Origin of the sequence: Bacillus sp. FF-1 (assembly GCF_028548245.1) — a bacterium.
In the GTDB taxonomy this organism is placed as follows: domain Bacteria; phylum Bacillota; class Bacilli; order Bacillales; family Bacillaceae_G; genus Bacillus_A; species Bacillus_A paranthracis.
This window is the reverse complement of the sequence record NZ_JAQQGG010000008.1, coordinates 155,163-172,217: the sequence shown is the minus strand read 5'-3', so window position 1 is coordinate 172,217 and position 17,055 is coordinate 155,163. Positions and strand designations below refer to the sequence as shown.

14 protein-coding genes and 1 riboswitch are annotated in these 17,055 nt (G+C 36.2%); of the genes, 8 read left to right on the top strand and 6 right to left on the bottom strand.

The window, feature by feature from the left end; translation table 11 throughout:
* The first annotated feature begins 39 nt into the window (after nt 1–39).
* A complete protein-coding gene (locus tag PQF83_RS23105) occupies nt 40–363 on the top strand; it encodes a DMT family transporter (RefSeq protein ID WP_000263254.1) in 324 nt (107 codons plus the stop codon).
* A gap of 40 nt (nt 364–403) precedes the next feature.
* On the opposite strand, the gene PQF83_RS23100 is transcribed toward PQF83_RS23105, so the two are convergent.
* On the bottom strand, nt 404–1,633 hold the full coding sequence (locus tag PQF83_RS23100) for an aminopeptidase (RefSeq protein ID WP_000007360.1): 1,230 nt from the start codon (nt 1,631–1,633) through the stop codon (nt 404–406).
* A 116-nt stretch (nt 1,634–1,749) separates the two neighbouring features.
* On the bottom strand, nt 1,750–2,832 hold the full coding sequence (locus tag PQF83_RS23095; RefSeq protein WP_001233722.1) for a polysaccharide deacetylase family protein: 1,083 nt from the start codon (nt 2,830–2,832) through the stop codon (nt 1,750–1,752).
* A 536-nt stretch (nt 2,833–3,368) separates the two neighbouring features.
* Here PQF83_RS23095 and PQF83_RS23090 point away from each other — a divergent pair.
* On the top strand, nt 3,369–4,076 hold the full coding sequence (locus tag PQF83_RS23090) for a hypothetical protein (RefSeq protein WP_000875618.1): 708 nt from the start codon (nt 3,369–3,371) through the stop codon (nt 4,074–4,076).
* A 52-nt stretch (nt 4,077–4,128) separates the two neighbouring features.
* Here the strand turns inward: PQF83_RS23090 and PQF83_RS23085 are convergent, their stop codons facing one another.
* On the bottom strand, nt 4,129–5,325 hold the full coding sequence (locus tag PQF83_RS23085; protein ID WP_001200499.1) for a NupC/NupG family nucleoside CNT transporter: 1,197 nt from the start codon (nt 5,323–5,325) through the stop codon (nt 4,129–4,131).
* A 201-nt stretch (nt 5,326–5,526) separates the two neighbouring features.
* Nucleotides 5,527–5,628: riboswitch (purine riboswitch) on the bottom strand.
* A gap of 121 nt (nt 5,629–5,749) precedes the next feature.
* Between PQF83_RS23085 and rlmD the strand changes: the two genes are divergently transcribed.
* From rlmD to PQF83_RS23060, 5 genes are all read left to right on the top strand, one after another.
* Nucleotides 5,750–7,126, top strand: coding sequence for a 23S rRNA (uracil(1939)-C(5))-methyltransferase RlmD (rlmD, locus tag PQF83_RS23080; RefSeq protein WP_000105049.1), 1,377 nt, complete (start codon nt 5,750–5,752; stop codon nt 7,124–7,126).
* A gap of 96 nt (nt 7,127–7,222) precedes the next feature.
* Complete coding sequence (locus PQF83_RS23075; RefSeq protein WP_000566689.1) at nt 7,223–8,212, top strand: tRNA dihydrouridine synthase; 990 nt, start codon at nt 7,223–7,225, stop codon at nt 8,210–8,212.
* A gap of 314 nt (nt 8,213–8,526) precedes the next feature.
* Complete coding sequence (locus PQF83_RS23070; RefSeq protein ID WP_000947565.1) at nt 8,527–10,545, top strand: GAF domain-containing sensor histidine kinase; 2,019 nt, start codon at nt 8,527–8,529, stop codon at nt 10,543–10,545.
* Nucleotides 10,546–10,622: 77 nt separating this feature from the next.
* Complete coding sequence (locus tag PQF83_RS23065) at nt 10,623–11,141, top strand: DUF1456 family protein (RefSeq protein WP_001251709.1); 519 nt, start codon at nt 10,623–10,625, stop codon at nt 11,139–11,141.
* Nucleotides 11,142–11,236: 95 nt separating this feature from the next.
* On the top strand, nt 11,237–11,944 hold the full coding sequence (locus PQF83_RS23060) for a M48 family metallopeptidase (protein WP_000233732.1): 708 nt from the start codon (nt 11,237–11,239) through the stop codon (nt 11,942–11,944).
* Nucleotides 11,945–12,168: 224 nt separating this feature from the next.
* On the opposite strand, the gene PQF83_RS23055 is transcribed toward PQF83_RS23060, so the two are convergent.
* Both PQF83_RS23055 and PQF83_RS23050 read right to left on the bottom strand, forming a co-directional pair.
* The gene (locus tag PQF83_RS23055) at nt 12,169–12,864 is read right to left on the bottom strand and encodes a GNAT family N-acetyltransferase (RefSeq protein ID WP_000217569.1); all 696 of its coding nucleotides are present in this window, start codon (nt 12,862–12,864) and stop codon (nt 12,169–12,171) included.
* 14 nt (nt 12,865–12,878) lie between these two features.
* Entirely contained in the window at nt 12,879–13,988 is a 1,110-nt protein-coding gene (locus tag PQF83_RS23050; RefSeq protein WP_000704455.1) for a mandelate racemase/muconate lactonizing enzyme family protein, read from the bottom strand.
* Nucleotides 13,989–14,080: 92 nt separating this feature from the next.
* On the opposite strand from PQF83_RS23050, the gene PQF83_RS23045 reads away from it, so the two are divergent.
* Nucleotides 14,081–15,352: a hypothetical protein gene (locus PQF83_RS23045; protein WP_000972842.1), complete on the top strand. Its 1,272-nt coding sequence runs from the start codon at nt 14,081–14,083 to the stop codon at nt 15,350–15,352.
* On the opposite strand, the gene nhaC is transcribed toward PQF83_RS23045, so the two are convergent.
* On the bottom strand, nt 15,341–16,762 hold the full coding sequence (gene nhaC, locus PQF83_RS23040) for a Na+/H+ antiporter NhaC (protein WP_000711545.1): 1,422 nt from the start codon (nt 16,760–16,762) through the stop codon (nt 15,341–15,343). The genes PQF83_RS23045 and nhaC overlap by 12 nt on opposite strands.
* Between the last annotated feature and the right edge of the window lie 293 nt (nt 16,763–17,055).

Genomic DNA, 17,055 nt, shown 5'->3' with positions numbered 1-17,055 from the left:
CTAGAATCTCTATAAGGTAACAGAGAAGGAGATTCTAGTATGGTATATTGGCTATTATTACTTGTAACAATTATTTTTGAAGTAGCTGGAACAATTGCGATGAAGTTATCAAACGGTTTAACAAAGCTCATTCCAAGTGTACTTATTTTTGTATTTTACGGAATTTGTTTCAGCGTGTTCGCCATCGTTGTAAAAAAGATTCATTTAAGTATTGCTTATGCAATTTGGTCTGGTGTTGGGACGTTACTTATTACGATTATTAGTGTGTACTTTTTTAAAGAGCACATTAGCCTATTCCAAGCATTTTGTATTCTTTTCATCGTGTTAGGAGTAATTGGGCTTAAGGTTTCATCTGCATCATAAAAGGCTATCTTCCAGTGTGGAAGATAGCCTTTTGCTTTTATTAAAACGCCCAATTACCTTTACGGAAGATTGGTTCATGTCTGCCATCAGCTGTAATGCCGTCGATATCAAGCTCAGCTGATCCAATCATGAAATCTTCGTGTGTAATACTAGCGTTTGCGCCATTTTCAGCAAGTTCTTCTTTAGACATCGTTTTTCCGCCAACTAAGTTAAATGCATAAGCATTTCCGATTGCAAGGTGGCAAGATGCGTTTTCATCAAATAGCGTGTTGTAGAATAAAATATTTGTGTTTGAAATTGGTGAATCATGAGGTACTAAAGCTACTTCTCCTAAGAAGTGAGAACCTTCATCTGTTTCTACTAAATGTTTTAAAGCTTCTTCTCCAACTTCAGCTTTATAATCTACGATACGTCCGTTTTCAAATGTTAACGTGAAATTATCGATAATGTTACCTGCAAATGCTAACGGTTTTGTACTAGATACTTGGCCATTTACACCTGTTTTAAGTGGCATTGTAAACACTTCTTCAGTTGGAATGTTCGCCATAAATGGTACGTTCTTTTCATTTAAGCTACCAGCACCAGCCCATACATGTTTTTCTGGAAGTTCGATCGTTAAATCTGTTCCAGGACCTGTATAGTGAAGAGCTTTATAATGCTTTTCGTTTAAGTAATCAACTTTTGTATGTAATGTTTTATCGTGTTCTTTCCATGCTTCCACAGGATTTTCTAAATCAGCACGAGTAGCTTTGAAAATAGCATCCCATAGTTTTGCTTCTTGTTCTTCTGGTGCAACGTCAGGGAATACTTTCGCAGCCCATTCTTTCGTAGGAACAGAAATGACACACCAGCTTACTTTATCAGCTTGTACGTAATCACGGTATACTTTCATTGCTTCACCAGCTACTTTATGAGCTGTTGCGATACGCGTTGGTTCTACACCTTTTAATAAATCAGGGTTTTCTGCATAAATAGACATAAATGCAGCGCCTTCTTTTGCTAATTCTTCACGAGCGTGTGCTTTCCAAGATGGGAACTCAGCGAATGCTTCTTCAGGAGCTAGATCGAACTTTAAGCGTGTTAACGTCTCATCATTCCAATCCACATATACGTGTTTTGCACCAGATTTATATGCTTTTTCTGTAACGAGGCGTACAAATTGTACAGCTTCAAGAGGTGCGCTAATTGATAATGTTTGTCCTGGTTGAATATTAACACCAACATTGACTGCAAGGGCAGCATATTTCTCTAACGTTTGTTCAAATGACATATGTATAATCTCCTTTAATTTGAAAGATTTCTTACTATATATAATACAAGAAAATTCAAAAAATATATATAAATATAGCGTAAAAAGAGAGCTCAAAATATATTGAGCCCTCATCGTTATTTAATCGAAGAAGCAAACTGTTCTACGGTCGTCGTATGGTGTATGCGAACACGCTTCATTTTTAACAATTCATCGGGTTCACCTTTTGTAATGAATTTTCCGGGTTTTGTTGTCGTCGCAAATTGATAATATTTCTTCGTTTCTGCAACGACTTTATCATCTACATGACCGAATGGATAAGCAACTGCGATAACGGGCTTACCTGTTATTTTTTCTAGCTTTTCTTTCGATTCCTTTAATTCTTCTTCATAGTTTGTAATCTTCGGCAAGTCTGCATGTGTAGCAGTATGAGATTGCACTGAGAAAATGCCGGAATCGACCATTTCTTTTATTTCAGAAGTAGACAGTGATCCTTCTCCATCAACGTTATCAACAATCATATATTCTGTTGCCGCCGGTTTAAATGTATCGTCTTTTAGCTTTTGTAAAACATGGAATGCATTCATATTATTTTTCATACCGTCATCAAATGTAACAAAGATAGGTTTATTTACTTTATTAATATCACCCCAACGTTCAAAAGTTAGTAATGTATAGCCGTTGTCTTTTAAATATTTCATTTGGGCTTCAAAGTTAGCAGGTGAGACGAATAAATCTTTAATGCCTTGTCCGTGATAATCATCGATTGCATGATACATAAGAACGGGAACCTTTTGTTCGAAAGTAATAGCAGCTTTTGTGAGTGGGATGCTTTTCCCATCTTCTTTTATTCCTATTGCTTCAATTTGGAACTCACCGCGTTTTCCTTCAAATTCTTTTATGTCAAAAGGAAGTGAAAATTGCTTCTCCTTTTCTTTAGAAGAAAAAGATTTAGCAATTTCCTTCCCATCAGCTGTTCGCCAAATTTTATATTGTACTTCACTTAAAGTATCTTTTATATCTGTCATATGAATAGTAGTATTTGTAGATTCGTGTGTAATGGGCTGATAAGAAATTTTACCTTGTTCTTGCACAGTTTCTGTTTGTTTCTTAACTTCTTGAACCCTTTTCTCTTTTTTAGGTTCCTGGTTTACATTGCTAGTATTACAACCTGCTAGAATGGCAGATGTGCATAAAGCGATTGCTGCATATTTTCTCATAAAATCACCTTCTATTGTGTATTATGTTACATATTTATATTTAAAATCCCCACCGCTGTAAGAGAGGTGGGGACATACCCTTGTTCATCATAGCATTTGGAGAAAATGAGGGGAATATGAATTTTAGGAGGCTATTAAGGTAATAGATTAGTGACTTTGAATAGAGGTATTTTTTTGTTTCTTATTAGAATTAATAATAATATAACCTACTACAAAGATAAGAGGAATAATGAAGACATAGATAGGCATTCCCCATACATAATAGCTTTTTAGGGTTAAGACTAGTAAATGTAATAAATCGGCAAGTGCGTGAATTTTCATAAGGTCCTCCAATTAGTTTTTTTACAAATTATAACATTCGAAGTTTATTATTTGTATAATTTGGAAAGTAATTTAAGCTAATTTTAAAGTAATAAGACTTATGAATATGCAATTTTGTATATTGTTAATGAATTTTATTGAAATATAAGAATTTTAGACTATAATAAGAACGCTATAAAATTAAGTAAGAATGATGTACGGAGTGGAGAACAGAAATGAAATATAAAAAAATAGTATATATCCTTTTCATATCGCTATTTATAGTCGGTTGTCAAAGTGAAGTAAGTAAAGCAAACAGTGTGGAAGAGTATATTCCAGCGCATCTTATGAACGCGGAAGTTACGGCGGATATTATGACGCTAGAGATGGATCCAGATACTTTTAAAAAGGTAGGGAATATTGGTCAAAGAATGAGAGAGCATCTAGTGAATAATATGGAATGGTATTTAAAATACGTAGAAGAGCATGCAGAGAAAAAAAGTTTTCCATATCATCCTAATTTCGGTGTTACAAAAGAAGAGTATGAGTTTGTACTGAATGCAATTGATCAAAGTAAATTGGTTAATACAAAGGATGGAAAGCTGAAATTCAAGAAAAAAAGTGATCATGAAGTAGAGATTTTCTCAAATGAAAGTATAAAGCTTCTTAAATATATAGTTATTGATATGGAGAAGAATACAGTAAAAACATCTCTAGGCGAATGTGAATATTTTGGAGAAATATTGGCATCGCCAGAACAGAAGTTAACTGGTCCTTGGCACGGAAAACAATGGATGTTAAAAAAAGATGACTTAATATATATTTTTTCTTTAGGGAAAATGGAGACAAGAAATAAATCCATTATTGATATTTCGGTGAAAGGTAAATATAAGGGAGAAATTATTAATAAGGAAGAGGCATTAGAGTTTTCTTCAGTTTCTTAAATGATGATAATAAAAAATCACCTTGCTGTCTAAGCGAAGGTGATTTTTTTTATTAAATAAACAATCCAGCGATTGTCGCAGATAAAATAGAAGCAAGTGTTGATGCAAATAGCATTTTCCAACCAAATTTAGAAACAACGCTTCCTTGTTTTTCAGAAAGGGCACGGATTGTACCAACGATTGCACCAATTTGGCTAATACTTGCGAAGCTAATTAAGAATACTGTAACGATTCCAACTGTACGTGGAGATAATGTTGATGCAACACCTTTTAAATCAAGTATTGCTACAAACTCGTTTAATACAATCTTCGTACCCATAATACCACCAGCTGGGATAATATCTTGAGTTGGAATACCCATTAAGAACGCGAATGGAGCAAGTATATAACCGAAGATTTGTTGTAACGTAACAGCATATCCCATTGCACCTGAAGCGGCACTAATTACGTAGTTTACAACTTCCATCACACCGATGAAGGCGATCATTAATGCGGCAACGATACCAGCTACTTTTAAACCGTCAAGTGCACCGTTAATCATTGCACCGATAAAGCTGTCTCCGAATAAAGTACGATCAAATTTCTGAACTACTTCGTCTTCTTTTTTCGTATCAACAGGTGTTAATAACGAACAAACGATTAAGCTTGAGAATAAGTTTAACGGAAGAGCTGCTAGTACATATTTCGCATCTAACATCATTACGTATGATGCTGTAACAGAGGCAGAAACTGAACTCATTGCAGAACAACAAATGATAAACATACGGTTTTTATTGAAATGTTGTAAATCATTTTTAATAACGATTAACGCTTCACTTGAACCAAAGAATACAGAGTTTACTGCGTGGAATGATTCAACGCGTGGTAAACCAGTGATTTTTGAAATGGCACCGCCGACAACGCGAACGATGAATGGTAAAACCCCTAAGTAACTAAAGATAGAAAGTAGTGCTGAGAAAAATACGATAATTAATAGTACGTTTAAGAAAAAGACAAAATCTCTTTGAATCCCATTAAAGAGAAAATCGACACCTGTCGTACCAAGTTTAATTAGTTTGTTGAAAACTTTACCAATGAAAATAATGATTTGTTGACCAATCTTTGTGCCAAACATAAACCAACCGATTAAAATTTGAAAACCAATCATAATAGCAATTGCACGGAAGTTGATTTTACTTTTGTTGTTTGACAAAGCAAAACATAAACCTAAAACGACAAGAATACCGATAATGCTCATTACATATTGCATGTAGTTGCCCCTTTCAGAAGTTCGTATAAAGTTTGTACATAAAACGCTCGTTATATTACTAAAAATAAAACAAGGAGGTTTTATGTCATACGTAAGATGTCTGACCTTTTAGAAAAATAAAAATAAAAAAAGACCCATATGGATTCACTTTCATCTATGAGAGAAAGCTAATCAATATGAGTCCTTTTTGCACATGGGCTAATATTCATTAGTTTTCCCCATAGTCCAGCAATTTAAGGTTGCCGGGTAGAAACTCTCGATCCATATTATCGAGTATATATGAGGTAACATCGTCCGTATTAAATTAGTAGTAGCGTAACATTAACGGAGAACTATCGTCAATAGCTTTTTTTCTTCCAATAGAAATAGACCATATAAGTATGATAAAATGTAACGCAGTGTTATGAAAAAGAGAGGTCGGAAAATGAGTACAAAAATGACGCCACCAGTTGAAAAAAACGAGTTTATAGATGTAGTATTTGAAGATTTAACACATGATGGTGCCGGTGTTGCGAAAGTAAAAGGCTATCCTATTTTCGTTAAAAACGGATTACCAGGTGAAGAAGCACAAATTAAAATTATTAAAGTAAAGAAAAACTTCGCATTCGGTCGTTTAATGAAGCTTCATACAAAGAGCCCATATCGTAAAGATGCAGAATGCCCAGTGTACAATCAGTGCGGCGGTTGTCAGCTTCAGCATTTAACATATGAAGGACAATTACAAGCGAAAGAAAAACAAGTACGCGACGTTATGCAGCGCATCGGCGGATTAAGTGATGTTCCTGTTCATCCTGTACTTGGCATGAAGAATCCGTGGGTATACCGTAACAAAGCACAAGTACCAATTGGAGAACGTGAAGGTGGACTTGTAGCTGGATTCTATCGTCAAGGAACGCATGACATCATTAATATGGAATCGTGTTTAATTCAAGCAGAAGAAAACGATACATTAATTCAAGAAGTAAAACGTATTTGTGAAAAACACGGGATTTCAGCGTACAATGAAGAGCGTAACAAAGGAACACTTCGCCACGTAATGGCTCGTTACGGACAAGTAACAGGGGAAATTATGCTTGTCTTCATTACTCGTACAGCAGAATTGCCAAACAAGAAAGCAATCATTGAAGAAATTGCAGCGAAATTCCCTGAAGTAAAATCGATTGTTCAAAACGTAAACACGAAACGTACAAACGTAATCTTCGGAGACAAAACGACAGTACTGTACGGATCAGAATATATTTATGACTTTATCGGTGACATTAAATTTGCGATTTCAGCACGTTCATTCTATCAAGTAAACCCAGAACAAACGAAAGTGCTGTACGATAAAACGTTAGAATACGCAAAATTAGATGGTAACGAAACAGTAATTGATGCCTATTGTGGAATTGGATCAATCTCCTTATTCCTAGCACAAAAAGCGAAAAAAGTGTACGGCGTTGAAATCGTCCCGGAAGCGATCGAAGACGCAAAGCGTAACGCAGCACTAAACAACATGACAAACGCTGAATTTGGTGTAGGAGAAGCAGAAGTAGTTATTCCAAAATGGTATAAAGAAGGCGTAATCGCTGACACAATGGTCGTAGATCCACCGCGTAAAGGTTGTGATGAGGCACTACTTAACACAATCATCGACATGAAACCAAAACGCGTTGTATACGTATCATGTAACCCAGCAACATTAGCACGTGACTTAAAAGTACTAGAAGAAGGCGGATATAAAACGCAGGAAGTACAACCTGTTGATATGTTCCCGCATACGACTCATGTAGAGTGTGTAGCTTGGCTTAAGTTGGTATAATAGGAAAGCAGTTGATATAGGAAAATCTATACCATCTGCTTTTTGGTTTATTGAGAGTTTGAAATTGTATTCATAGTGAGAGGATTTGAATTTGAAATGATAGATAATTTTTGGCGTGATTTACCACGACCATTTTTCGTACTTGCACCAATGGAAGATGTGACAGACGTTGTTTTCCGTCACGTAGTAAGTGAAGCTGGTCGTCCAGATGTATTCTTCACAGAGTTCACAAACTCAGATAGCTATTGTCATCCAGAAGGTATGAAAAGCGTACGTGGTCGTTTAATTTTTACAGAAGATGAACAGCCAATGGTGGCACATATTTGGGGAGATAATCCTGAATATTTCCGTCAAATGAGTATTGGTATGGCAGAGTTAGGATTTAAAGGTATTGATATTAATATGGGTTGCCCTGTGCCAAACGTAGCATCAAGAGGAAAAGGTAGTGGCCTTATCTTGCGTCCAGACGTTGCGGCAGAACTTATTCAAGCCGCAAAAGCGGGCGGATTACCTGTCAGCGTAAAAACAAGACTTGGCTTTAAAGAGTTAAGCGAGTGGGAAGATTGGTTAACGCACATTTTCAAACAAGATATTGCAAACCTTTCTATTCACTTACGTACAAGAGAAGAGATGAGCCAAGTAGATGCACACTGGGAGCTAATTCCGGAGATTAAAAAATTACGTGATCGTATTGCACCAAATACGCTCCTAACGATAAACGGAGACATTCCTGACCGTAAAACTGGGCTGGAACTTGCTGAAAAATACGGCATTGATGGCGTAATGATTGGACGAGGAATCTTTAAAAATCCATTTGCTTTCGAAAAAGAACCAAGAGAGCATAGCAGTAAAGAACATCTAGATCTTTTAAGACTACAACTTGATCTTCAAGATCAATATGCAGAAGTATTACCAAGATCCATAACAGGATTACATCGCTTCTTCAAAATTTATGTAAAAGGCTTCCCTGGGGCTGCTGAACTACGAAATCAATTGATGAGCACGAAGTCAACGGATGAAGTACGCGCATTGCTTAATAAGTTTGAGGCGAGTGTTAGTGAGACACAGGGTAGTGAAACGGTGTAACTTTTGAAAGTTAGAGGGATGGAGTGTAGTAATTTTATTAGTGTAAGGTGAACCGTATCAGAAGTAAGTGAGGTATTCTATATAAAACAAGGGTAAGAAAAGAATACAGGAGAAAATGGTAGGTTGATCTTGATTTTCACTGATATTAGCATGTTTATTTTATCCCGCTATTTGCAGGCAGTAAAACTCCCACCTCAAAATTCTGCTAGTGCAAAGGGGTTAGGTTGGATTCAGGCTGATAATAAGTGGGGGATGAATCACCCCTCACTTATTAAAGTTGCACTTTATTACGCCTATAATTGGAGGCTATGCAAATGTTAAGTGATCAAACGAGATATTCTAGGCTCGCGAATATAACCAAAATAATAAATACAAAATTAGAACTACGTGAAGTATTGCAGCGTGTAACAATGGCGATATCAGAGGAGATTGTTAGGTGTGACGCTGTTGGAATTTATTTACCTGAAGAAGATGGAACATTTAGAGGGTTTGCAGGAAAACCAGAGACCATAAATGGCGTAATGCTCGATACTCAAGTAATTGACCCTGAAGTAGACTTACTGGCAAAAGAAGTTATTGAAACTAAAAAAACCATCTATATTCCTGATACCTCAAAGGATCATCGACCGGATCCGAGACCAGTCGATGCGTTCAAAATTAAGTCTTTATTAGCTCTGCCTATCTCATTTGGGCAAGAGTTATTTGGTCTTGTTTTTTTATTTGATTATGGAGTTCCAATGAACTTAACAGATTCAGAAATTCAAAGTGTTGAAGCTTATGTAAACATGGCGGCGGTCGCCATTCAAAACGCAAAAAATTTAACCCAAAAAGAAAATCTTATTGCCGAGAAGCAGCTGTTACTAAATGTTACCCGTGATTTATCAATGTGTTCCTCAATACAGGAGAGTTTTGATAAATGCTTTTTTTACTTAGGACAGATTTTAGAGAGTAAAAACATGGCTGCCCACCTTTTAGATCCGCTAGACAAAACAACGATTAAGACAACGAAGTTAAGCTCGGGCTGTGATTGGATAGAAGCAGATTGGATGGAGAAAAGCTATGAAGCCAAGATTCAAGAGATTATTCGAACAAAACATATAGATAGTAAGGGTTTACTGATGATGCCATTGGTTTCAATGGGAGAAGTATTAGGGGTAATCGTCGTTGGCAAAGAGGAAAAAACTCATAATTACGATGATTCCCGAATTCAACTGGCAAAATCTATCGTTGATGCCACAGCTCCTACGTTTTCAAACTTGTTATATATGGATCAACTTGAAAGCATGGTGGAAGAACGAACGAGAGAACTGGCTGCTGCTAATGAAAAAGTCACAAGTGTGATTGAAAGTATTACGGATGGATTCTTGACTTTGAATAATAAATGGGAATTTACTTATGTAAATAAACATCAACATTTCCCACAAAGAAAAACAGCAAAAGACGTATTAGGTAAGAATATATGGGAGGTCTTCCCAAGTAGCGTAGATACAGTTATATATAAGGAGCTTCATCGTGTAATGTCAGAGCGAACTACAGTTCATTTTGAATTTTTTTCTACCTCTGATGAATATTGGCATGAAGTTATTGCATATCCGTATGATGATGGTATTTGTTGTATTTGTAAAAACATAACAGAAAAAAAACAATATGAGCAGGAATTGAAAAGGTTATCCAACATAGAGTTAATAGGGCAAATGGCGGCAGGTATCAGCCACGAGATTAGAAATCCAATGACAACAATACGAGGATTTTTGCAGTTATTAAAAGAAGAGAATAACTATGAGAAACATAATAACTACTTTAATTTAATGGTTGAAGAACTTGACCGTGCCAATTCTATTATTACTGAATTTCTCTCAATAGGTAATACAAAGAAATCAGATTTGCAGATGTTAGATTTAAACTCAATTATCCACGATATTATTCCTTTAATAAAGATAGATACGCATAATCAAAATAAATATATTCAAGTCGATACAAATGACGTTCCAGCATTACTTTTAAATCGTAATGAGATACGGCAATTATTAATGAACCTATACCGTAATGGCTTAGAAGCGATGAGTACAGGGAAAACTCTAACCATTAGCACCTATAAGGAAGGGCAAAATTGTGTGGTGCTTGCAGTGCGGGATGAAGGGAAAGGTATCAGCCCTGAAGTATTAGAGAAACTGGGGACTCCATTTTACACAACCAAAGATAATGGAACTGGATTGGGATTAGGCGTATGTTATGCCATTGCTACCCGTCATAATGCAAAAATAGAAATTCAAACAGGATCGGAAGGCACTACCTTTTTTGTTAAATTTAATTATGAAAATAATAAAAAATAATCTTATTTAGATTAGTTACGGTAAACTGTATTACAAATAAAAAGTTAAAAATAATCAACATTTCAGGAGGAAACCCAATGGCAATGAGCAACAACGATATATTAAAAAGAGTAAGATATGCTTTAGATATAAAAGATATAGATATGGTAGAAATTTTTAAACTTGGCGGAATGGAAGTAACGAAAGAAGACGTAGTTGATATGCTTACAAAAATAAAGAGAGCGCCTCAGCACGAACCTGAAAACCCTGATGTGGAAGAAGATGAGTACGTAAAAACATGCGATATGATGATGTTAGAGGCATTTTTAAATGGATTTATTACTTTAAAAAGAGGTAAGCAAGATCCGAAACCAGGGCAACCGGCACCTGTACAAAGCAAAGAAAGTGCGAATAACCTTCTTCTAAAGAAAATGAAAATAGCACTATCTTTAACGAGTGAGGATGTACTTGATATATTAGATAGCGTAGGCGTTACGGTGACTAAGGGAGAACTAGGCGCTCTATTAAGAAAAAAAGGCCATAAAAATTACAAAGAGTGCGGCGATAGATACGCAAGGAATTTCATTAAAGGATTAGCTGTAAAGTATAGAGGATAATGATTCCGTTAAAGCGGTAAATGATATAATAGGTAGAGTAGGACGTTTGTATCCTACTCCTTTTTATTTGTAAAAATAATATGCTAGGTGAGGAAATGGTACATACATATTTAGGCGAAACAATTAATTTTCATATAACTTATAAAAAGAAAAAATCGGTGCGTTTTTTGGTGGATTCTTACGGGAATGTTGAGGTGCAAGCTCCAAAAGGGACACCTGTTGAATATTTAGTCCAGTTGCTAGAAGAGAAGTGGGATTGGATTCAGACAACACGTAAGGAAATGGCGGAGCGAGCGCGTGGACCACAGGAAAAGGATTATGATCAAGGAGAAGGCTTTTTGTATTTAGGAAGTACGTATCCGATACAGATTTCCCAAGATGCAAGCATTGAGCAAGACAATGCAATTTTTGAAGGGGATAAGCTACATATTTATGTGAAAGAGCTAAAGGATGAGAAAATACAACAAGCTTTAAAGCGATTTTACTATAAACAGTGTAAGTCATTAGTAGAGAAGAGTATTAAAGCACATCAAAGTAACTTTAAAACAAAACCGCGTTCTATTCGTATTACAGATAGTAGTCGTACGTGGGGCACTTGCGATTCAAATTTACAGCTAACATTCAATTGGAAGCTAGCGATGGCACCACAGCGAGTAATTGATTATGTAGTTGTTCATGAAATGTGTCATATGGTTCATTTAAATCATGATCGCTCTTTTTGGCGTCTTGTCGGGAAAATCATGCCTGATTATAAGGAAATGGAGAACTGGTTAGCGTTATCTAGTTGGAAGATGACGGTTTAGTGGTGCACTTATTGTCAATCTTTGTCGGTAAGTCGATATATTTTGGAAATCGCTGATATATTTGGAGTTGCGCCGATATATTTTGGAAATCGCTGATATATTTGGAGTTGCGCCGATATATTTTGGAAATCGCTGATATATTTGAAGTTGCAATCGATATGTTCAAGGAAGAGAAAGCAAAAGGAGATGTCACAGCAGACATCTCCTTTTTTCTAGCGTAGCAATTATCGCCCAAACTTCACAACAAAATCTCCATCCACCTTCTCCATCTCATACCCGCGATACCCCTCCGAAAGCAACGCCTGCTGTCCACCAGCATTGGTCATTGGAATGCTCTTAATATCGGTCCAATCCCTTTCATTGTTCCCACTTAATTCCTTCACAAAAACATACCGCAGACTCCCACCATACTTTTCCTTCAGCGCAGCAATCTCCATCCCTTGCGCAAACTTATCCTTCAAACTTGGAATGTTAAAAGGGGCAACGGTGCAGCACACATAATCATATTTGCTGTTTTCTTTTTGTAATTCGTCCATGATGACTGTTGCTAATATTTTTTGTATCCCATTTCCGCGGTAGTTCGGATGAACGTTTGAGATTTCTTGATAGATGACGCGGTGTAGTTCACTTTCTGGTAAGCCGATATCAAGTCCTAAATGTTCATCGTCGATAGGAGGGACGAGTAGGGCGCGAAATGCGATGAGTTCGTTTTTGATAAAAGCACCGATCATCATGCCATTTCCTTCTAGAATGTATTGAAATTCTTCTTGTGAAAGTGGTTGTAAACGGCTTTTATCTTCTAGTGCTTCAACTACAATGTTCTGTAGTAATAAAATTTGTTCGATGTGCTCTTTGGATAGTAATGTAACATGAAATGGATCGTTATTTTGTTTTAATGATCCTTTGTATAGAACTGTCATGCATTAGTCCTCCTTTAGCGTACAACGTCTTGAAATACAGTTAGTTCTTGTAGTGTATCTTCGTTTATTTCAATGCCGAGTCCTGGCTTTTCGTTTAAGCGAATAAATGGTACATCGTAATGTAAGTTTCCGATGTCTTTCGTGAACTTTAACGGACCTGTAAGTTCAACGCTCGTAATGATTTTCTTTGAGAAAGCGACATGGAATCCTGCGGAAGAGGCAACAGATGATTCGACCATTGATCCCACTTGGCATTCAATGCCGGCCATTTCTGCTTGATGAGCGAGTTTTACAGCGGGATATATGCCGCCGCATTTCATTAGTTTTATATTTACTTTATCAGCCGCGTCTAATTTAATGATTTGGCGCATTTCACGAGAACCTTTTAATCCTTCATCAATCATAAGCGGAAGGTCTGTTTTCGAACGAATGTGAGCCATTGCGTCAATATCGTCTGCGATGACAGGCTGTTCAATCCAGTCGATGTTTACATGACTTAATGAACGAAGTGCTGTTAATGTGTTTGCACTATTTTTCCACCCCTGGTTTACATCAACACGAATTGCGATGTTATTTCCTACACGCTCACGTACTGCTTCAATTCGTTTTACATCTTCTTTTACATTTGTACCGACTTTCATTTTGAAAGATTGGTAACCATTCTGAATCATAGAGGCAGCTTCTTCAGCCATTTCTTCTGGATCTGCGATACTTAATACGTGAGTGATAGGAAATTCTTCATGGTATCGTCCACCAATTAATTGATATACAGGTTGATTTAATTTTTTACCCATTATATCGAAACAAGCGATATCAATGGCAGCTTTCGCAGTAGGAACACCGTAAATTGTGTTATCCATCATATCGTGTATTTTCTCGATATACATTGGATTTTTCCCGATAAGAGCAGGAGCTAGTGTATGCTTTAAAGTATGGAAAGTACTTTCCCAAGATTCGCCTGTAACGTGATCATCAGCGACGCCTTCACCGTAACCGATAATGCCTTCGTCTGTTTCCATTTTGACAATAATAGAAGGCATATCAGAATAAGAACCGTAACTAATAACAAACGGATCGCGAAGCGGTAAACGAATTGCATAAAGATGAATAGCTGTAATTTTCATTAGGTAGAGACCCCTTCCTGTTTACAATGGTTTTGTACATTTGATATAGTTGACGTTAAATAGTCGTTAATTAATGATAAGGAGTTAGAGAAATGATGATAAAAATTGCAGTTGTCGGTTCAAAAGAGTTTATGGAGACACTTTTACCTATTGCTCATAAACTAGAAGAAATAGAAATTGATCCATATGTTTACCTTCATCCGGCAGAATCTTCTGAACTATTAAAGCGTTTAAAGCCTTGTGATTTCATCTTTTTCTCAGGTGCTTTACCTTATTATATGGCAAAAGAAATAAGAGAACAATTACGAATTCCAAGTACGTACTTACAGCAAGACGAGACGACTGTCGCATCTTCTATTCTTTCTGTCATGTATCACCAAGGGGTTCAACCACATAACATTTCAATTGATTTAGTAGACCGTTCATTCATTATAAATGTGTTCCATGATATTGGCATAAAAGAAAGTCCACAAGTGTTTGATTATGAAAATATGCTGTGGAGTAAAGATGAAATAAATAGAGTTATTGATTTTCATGTAGCTAAATATCAATCTGGAGAAGCTCATTTAGCTTTAACTAGTATTCACGCTGTCTATGATGAACTTCAAAAAATAGGTATTCCTTCAGAACGTATGATAGATCCGAAGCAATCTATTATACATGGGCTAAAAGATGCAAAAATAAAAGCTGAGTTAGCAAGAAGCCATTCAGCTACTGTTGGTGCTTGTATTATTTCTTCTTTAGAATTACGAGATGGTTTGCTTGAGCAATTAGATGTTATTTCAAAAGAACTACGTGGTTCATTTAAAACAATTGATGAAATGACGTTCATTTTATATACGACTCGTGGTGATATTGAATCCATTATAAAAACAAATACGATGAATAATTTATTTGCGAGTATAGAAGGAACGATAGCTATTGGATTTGGTTACGGAAAAACTGTGAAAGAAGCGGAGCAAAATGCTAAAATCGCCCAAGGTTTCGCGAAGAATAATCCAATAGACCACTGTTTTTATATACTAACAAGTGATAAAGAACTATTTGGTCCGTTCCCGAAAGAACAGAGAGTACAAAGTTTGAAAAATGATAATCCGGAACTAATGAAAATAGCGAAGGAAACGAAACTTAGCCCAGCAAATTTATCAAAAATCATTCAATTTAGTCAATCGCATCCGTCATTAAAGTTTACAGCAGCTGACCTTTCTGAGTACTTACAAGTGACTCGAAGATCGACAGAAAGGTTGTTAAAGAAATTAGTTGATTACGGGTATGCTCATATTTGCGGCGAGGAAATGCCTTATCAACAAGGGCGTCCTCGCGCAATATATGAACTGAATTTACCGTTATCTTTAAGCTTCTAATTGAGTGTTTTGTTTTTTTAGTAGTTCTGCTTTTTCAATGTCAGATAGTTTCGTAATTGTGAGACCAGTTATACCGTAAATGATCGAGATAATAGGTACGATGAAATTCAATATAGCATAAGGAGCATATTCGAAGGCACCTACGCCAAGTGTTGCGAGTATAAATACGCCGCATGTATTCCAAGGTACGAAAACAGAAGTTAATGTTCCGCCATCTTCTAATGCTCTGGATAAATTTTTAGAATGTAGTCCTTTTTCTGTGTATGCATTCGCGTACATTCTTGAAGGAACAACAATCGAAATATATTGTTCAGAGCAAGTAAGATTTGTTGCAAAGCAAGATGCGATAGTTGAAGCGATAAGTCCTTTTGCTGATGTCGCTAATTTTAAAATTTGATTTACAATGGAGCGAAGAATACCTGTATGTTCTAATACTCCTCCGAAAGTCATAGCGACAATTGTCATAGAGACGGTATTCATCATAGAGCTTAAACCACCACGATTAAATAGCTCGTCTACTAGCTTGTTGCCAGTGTCTATGACAAATCCACTTTGGAGTGCAGCGACAGCTGATGAGACAGAACCACCTTGAATAAAGACTTGTGATAAAAATCCTAAAATAATACCTACGAGAATAGCTGGTATAGCAGGAACTTTTTTAGCGACCAATACCATAACAACTACAGGTATGATTAATAGGAAAGGTGAGATAACAAAGTTTTGTTGCAATACTTGTAATGTTTGCTCGATGCTTTTTGCATCGATATTGTTAGCACCGAAGCTTCTTCCTAAGAACGCGTAAACGATAAGAGTAATAATTAAACCTGGAATTGTAGTAAATAACATATGACGAATATGTGTGAATAAATCTGTATTTGTTAATCCTGCGGCTAAGTTTGTTGTGTCTGAAAGCGGTGACATTTTATCGCCGAAATAAGAACCGGAAATGATAGCACCGGCAACCATCGGAGCTGGGATTCCCATACTTAGGCCAATACCCATTCCTGCAACACCAATTGTTCCCATTGTAGACCAAGAGCTACCAATAGCTAATGCAACAATAGAACAAATAATTGTAATTGAAACTAAAAATAGTGATGGTGTTAATAGATTTAAACCGTAATAAATCATTGTTGCGACGATTCCACCACCAATCCAAGCACCGATCGTTAAACCTACTAGAATAATGATAACGATAGCGGGTAATGCGAGGCGAATTCCTTTATACATTGCTTCTTCAATGTCGTTCCATTTGTAACCGTAACGCCAAGCGACGATGGAAGCAACGGTTGTACCGATAATAAGTGGGACGTGAGGGCTTTGTTTTAATACAACAATTGTGACCATCATAACTGCAACTGTAATGATAATAGGGATCATGGCTACACCAAAAGGTATTTCTTTTTTCATAAATGTCCTCCTTGTTATGTATGTTTGTTTGTATTTTTAGAATTGTCGTAAAATAGACGTTTATTAGGTTATGATAACTAAAAATATATGTAAGCGTCAACATAAAAGACAGAAAATAAGTAATATTCTAGTTGTTTGTTTAGTTTGTAATATAGATGTAGAGTAAGCTTTTTTAGTGTTTAAAAATAAACAATTGACTTTTTTCTTAAAATTCAATATGTTCATAAAAACATCTGTTTTTCATAAGTATAATTAACCTGAATGGTTTGGAATTTGGGAAGGAGAATGTAGCT

Coding starts and splice junctions, on each gene's coding strand:
- PQF83_RS23060 (WP_000233732.1), top strand. CDS start 11,237: ATGGTACATACATATTTAGGCGAAACAATTAATTTTCATATAACTTAT.
- PQF83_RS23050 (WP_000704455.1), bottom strand. CDS start 13,988: ATGAAAATTACAGCTATTCATCTTTATGCAATTCGTTTACCGCTTCGC.
- PQF83_RS23065 (WP_001251709.1), top strand. CDS start 10,623: ATGGCAATGAGCAACAACGATATATTAAAAAGAGTAAGATATGCTTTA.
- PQF83_RS23085 (WP_001200499.1), bottom strand. CDS start 5,325: ATGCAATATGTAATGAGCATTATCGGTATTCTTGTCGTTTTAGGTTTA.
- PQF83_RS23055 (WP_000217569.1), bottom strand. CDS start 12,864: ATGACAGTTCTATACAAAGGATCATTAAAACAAAATAACGATCCATTT.
- PQF83_RS23045 (WP_000972842.1), top strand. CDS start 14,081: ATGATGATAAAAATTGCAGTTGTCGGTTCAAAAGAGTTTATGGAGACA.
- PQF83_RS23070 (WP_000947565.1), top strand. CDS start 8,527: ATGTTAAGTGATCAAACGAGATATTCTAGGCTCGCGAATATAACCAAA.
- nhaC (WP_000711545.1), bottom strand. CDS start 16,762: ATGAAAAAAGAAATACCTTTTGGTGTAGCCATGATCCCTATTATCATT.
- PQF83_RS23095 (WP_001233722.1), bottom strand. CDS start 2,832: ATGAGAAAATATGCAGCAATCGCTTTATGCACATCTGCCATTCTAGCA.
- PQF83_RS23105 (WP_000263254.1), top strand. CDS start 40: ATGGTATATTGGCTATTATTACTTGTAACAATTATTTTTGAAGTAGCT.
- PQF83_RS23075 (WP_000566689.1), top strand. CDS start 7,223: ATGATAGATAATTTTTGGCGTGATTTACCACGACCATTTTTCGTACTT.
- rlmD (WP_000105049.1), top strand. CDS start 5,750: ATGAGTACAAAAATGACGCCACCAGTTGAAAAAAACGAGTTTATAGAT.
- PQF83_RS23100 (WP_000007360.1), bottom strand. CDS start 1,633: ATGTCATTTGAACAAACGTTAGAGAAATATGCTGCCCTTGCAGTCAAT.
- PQF83_RS23090 (WP_000875618.1), top strand. CDS start 3,369: ATGAAATATAAAAAAATAGTATATATCCTTTTCATATCGCTATTTATA.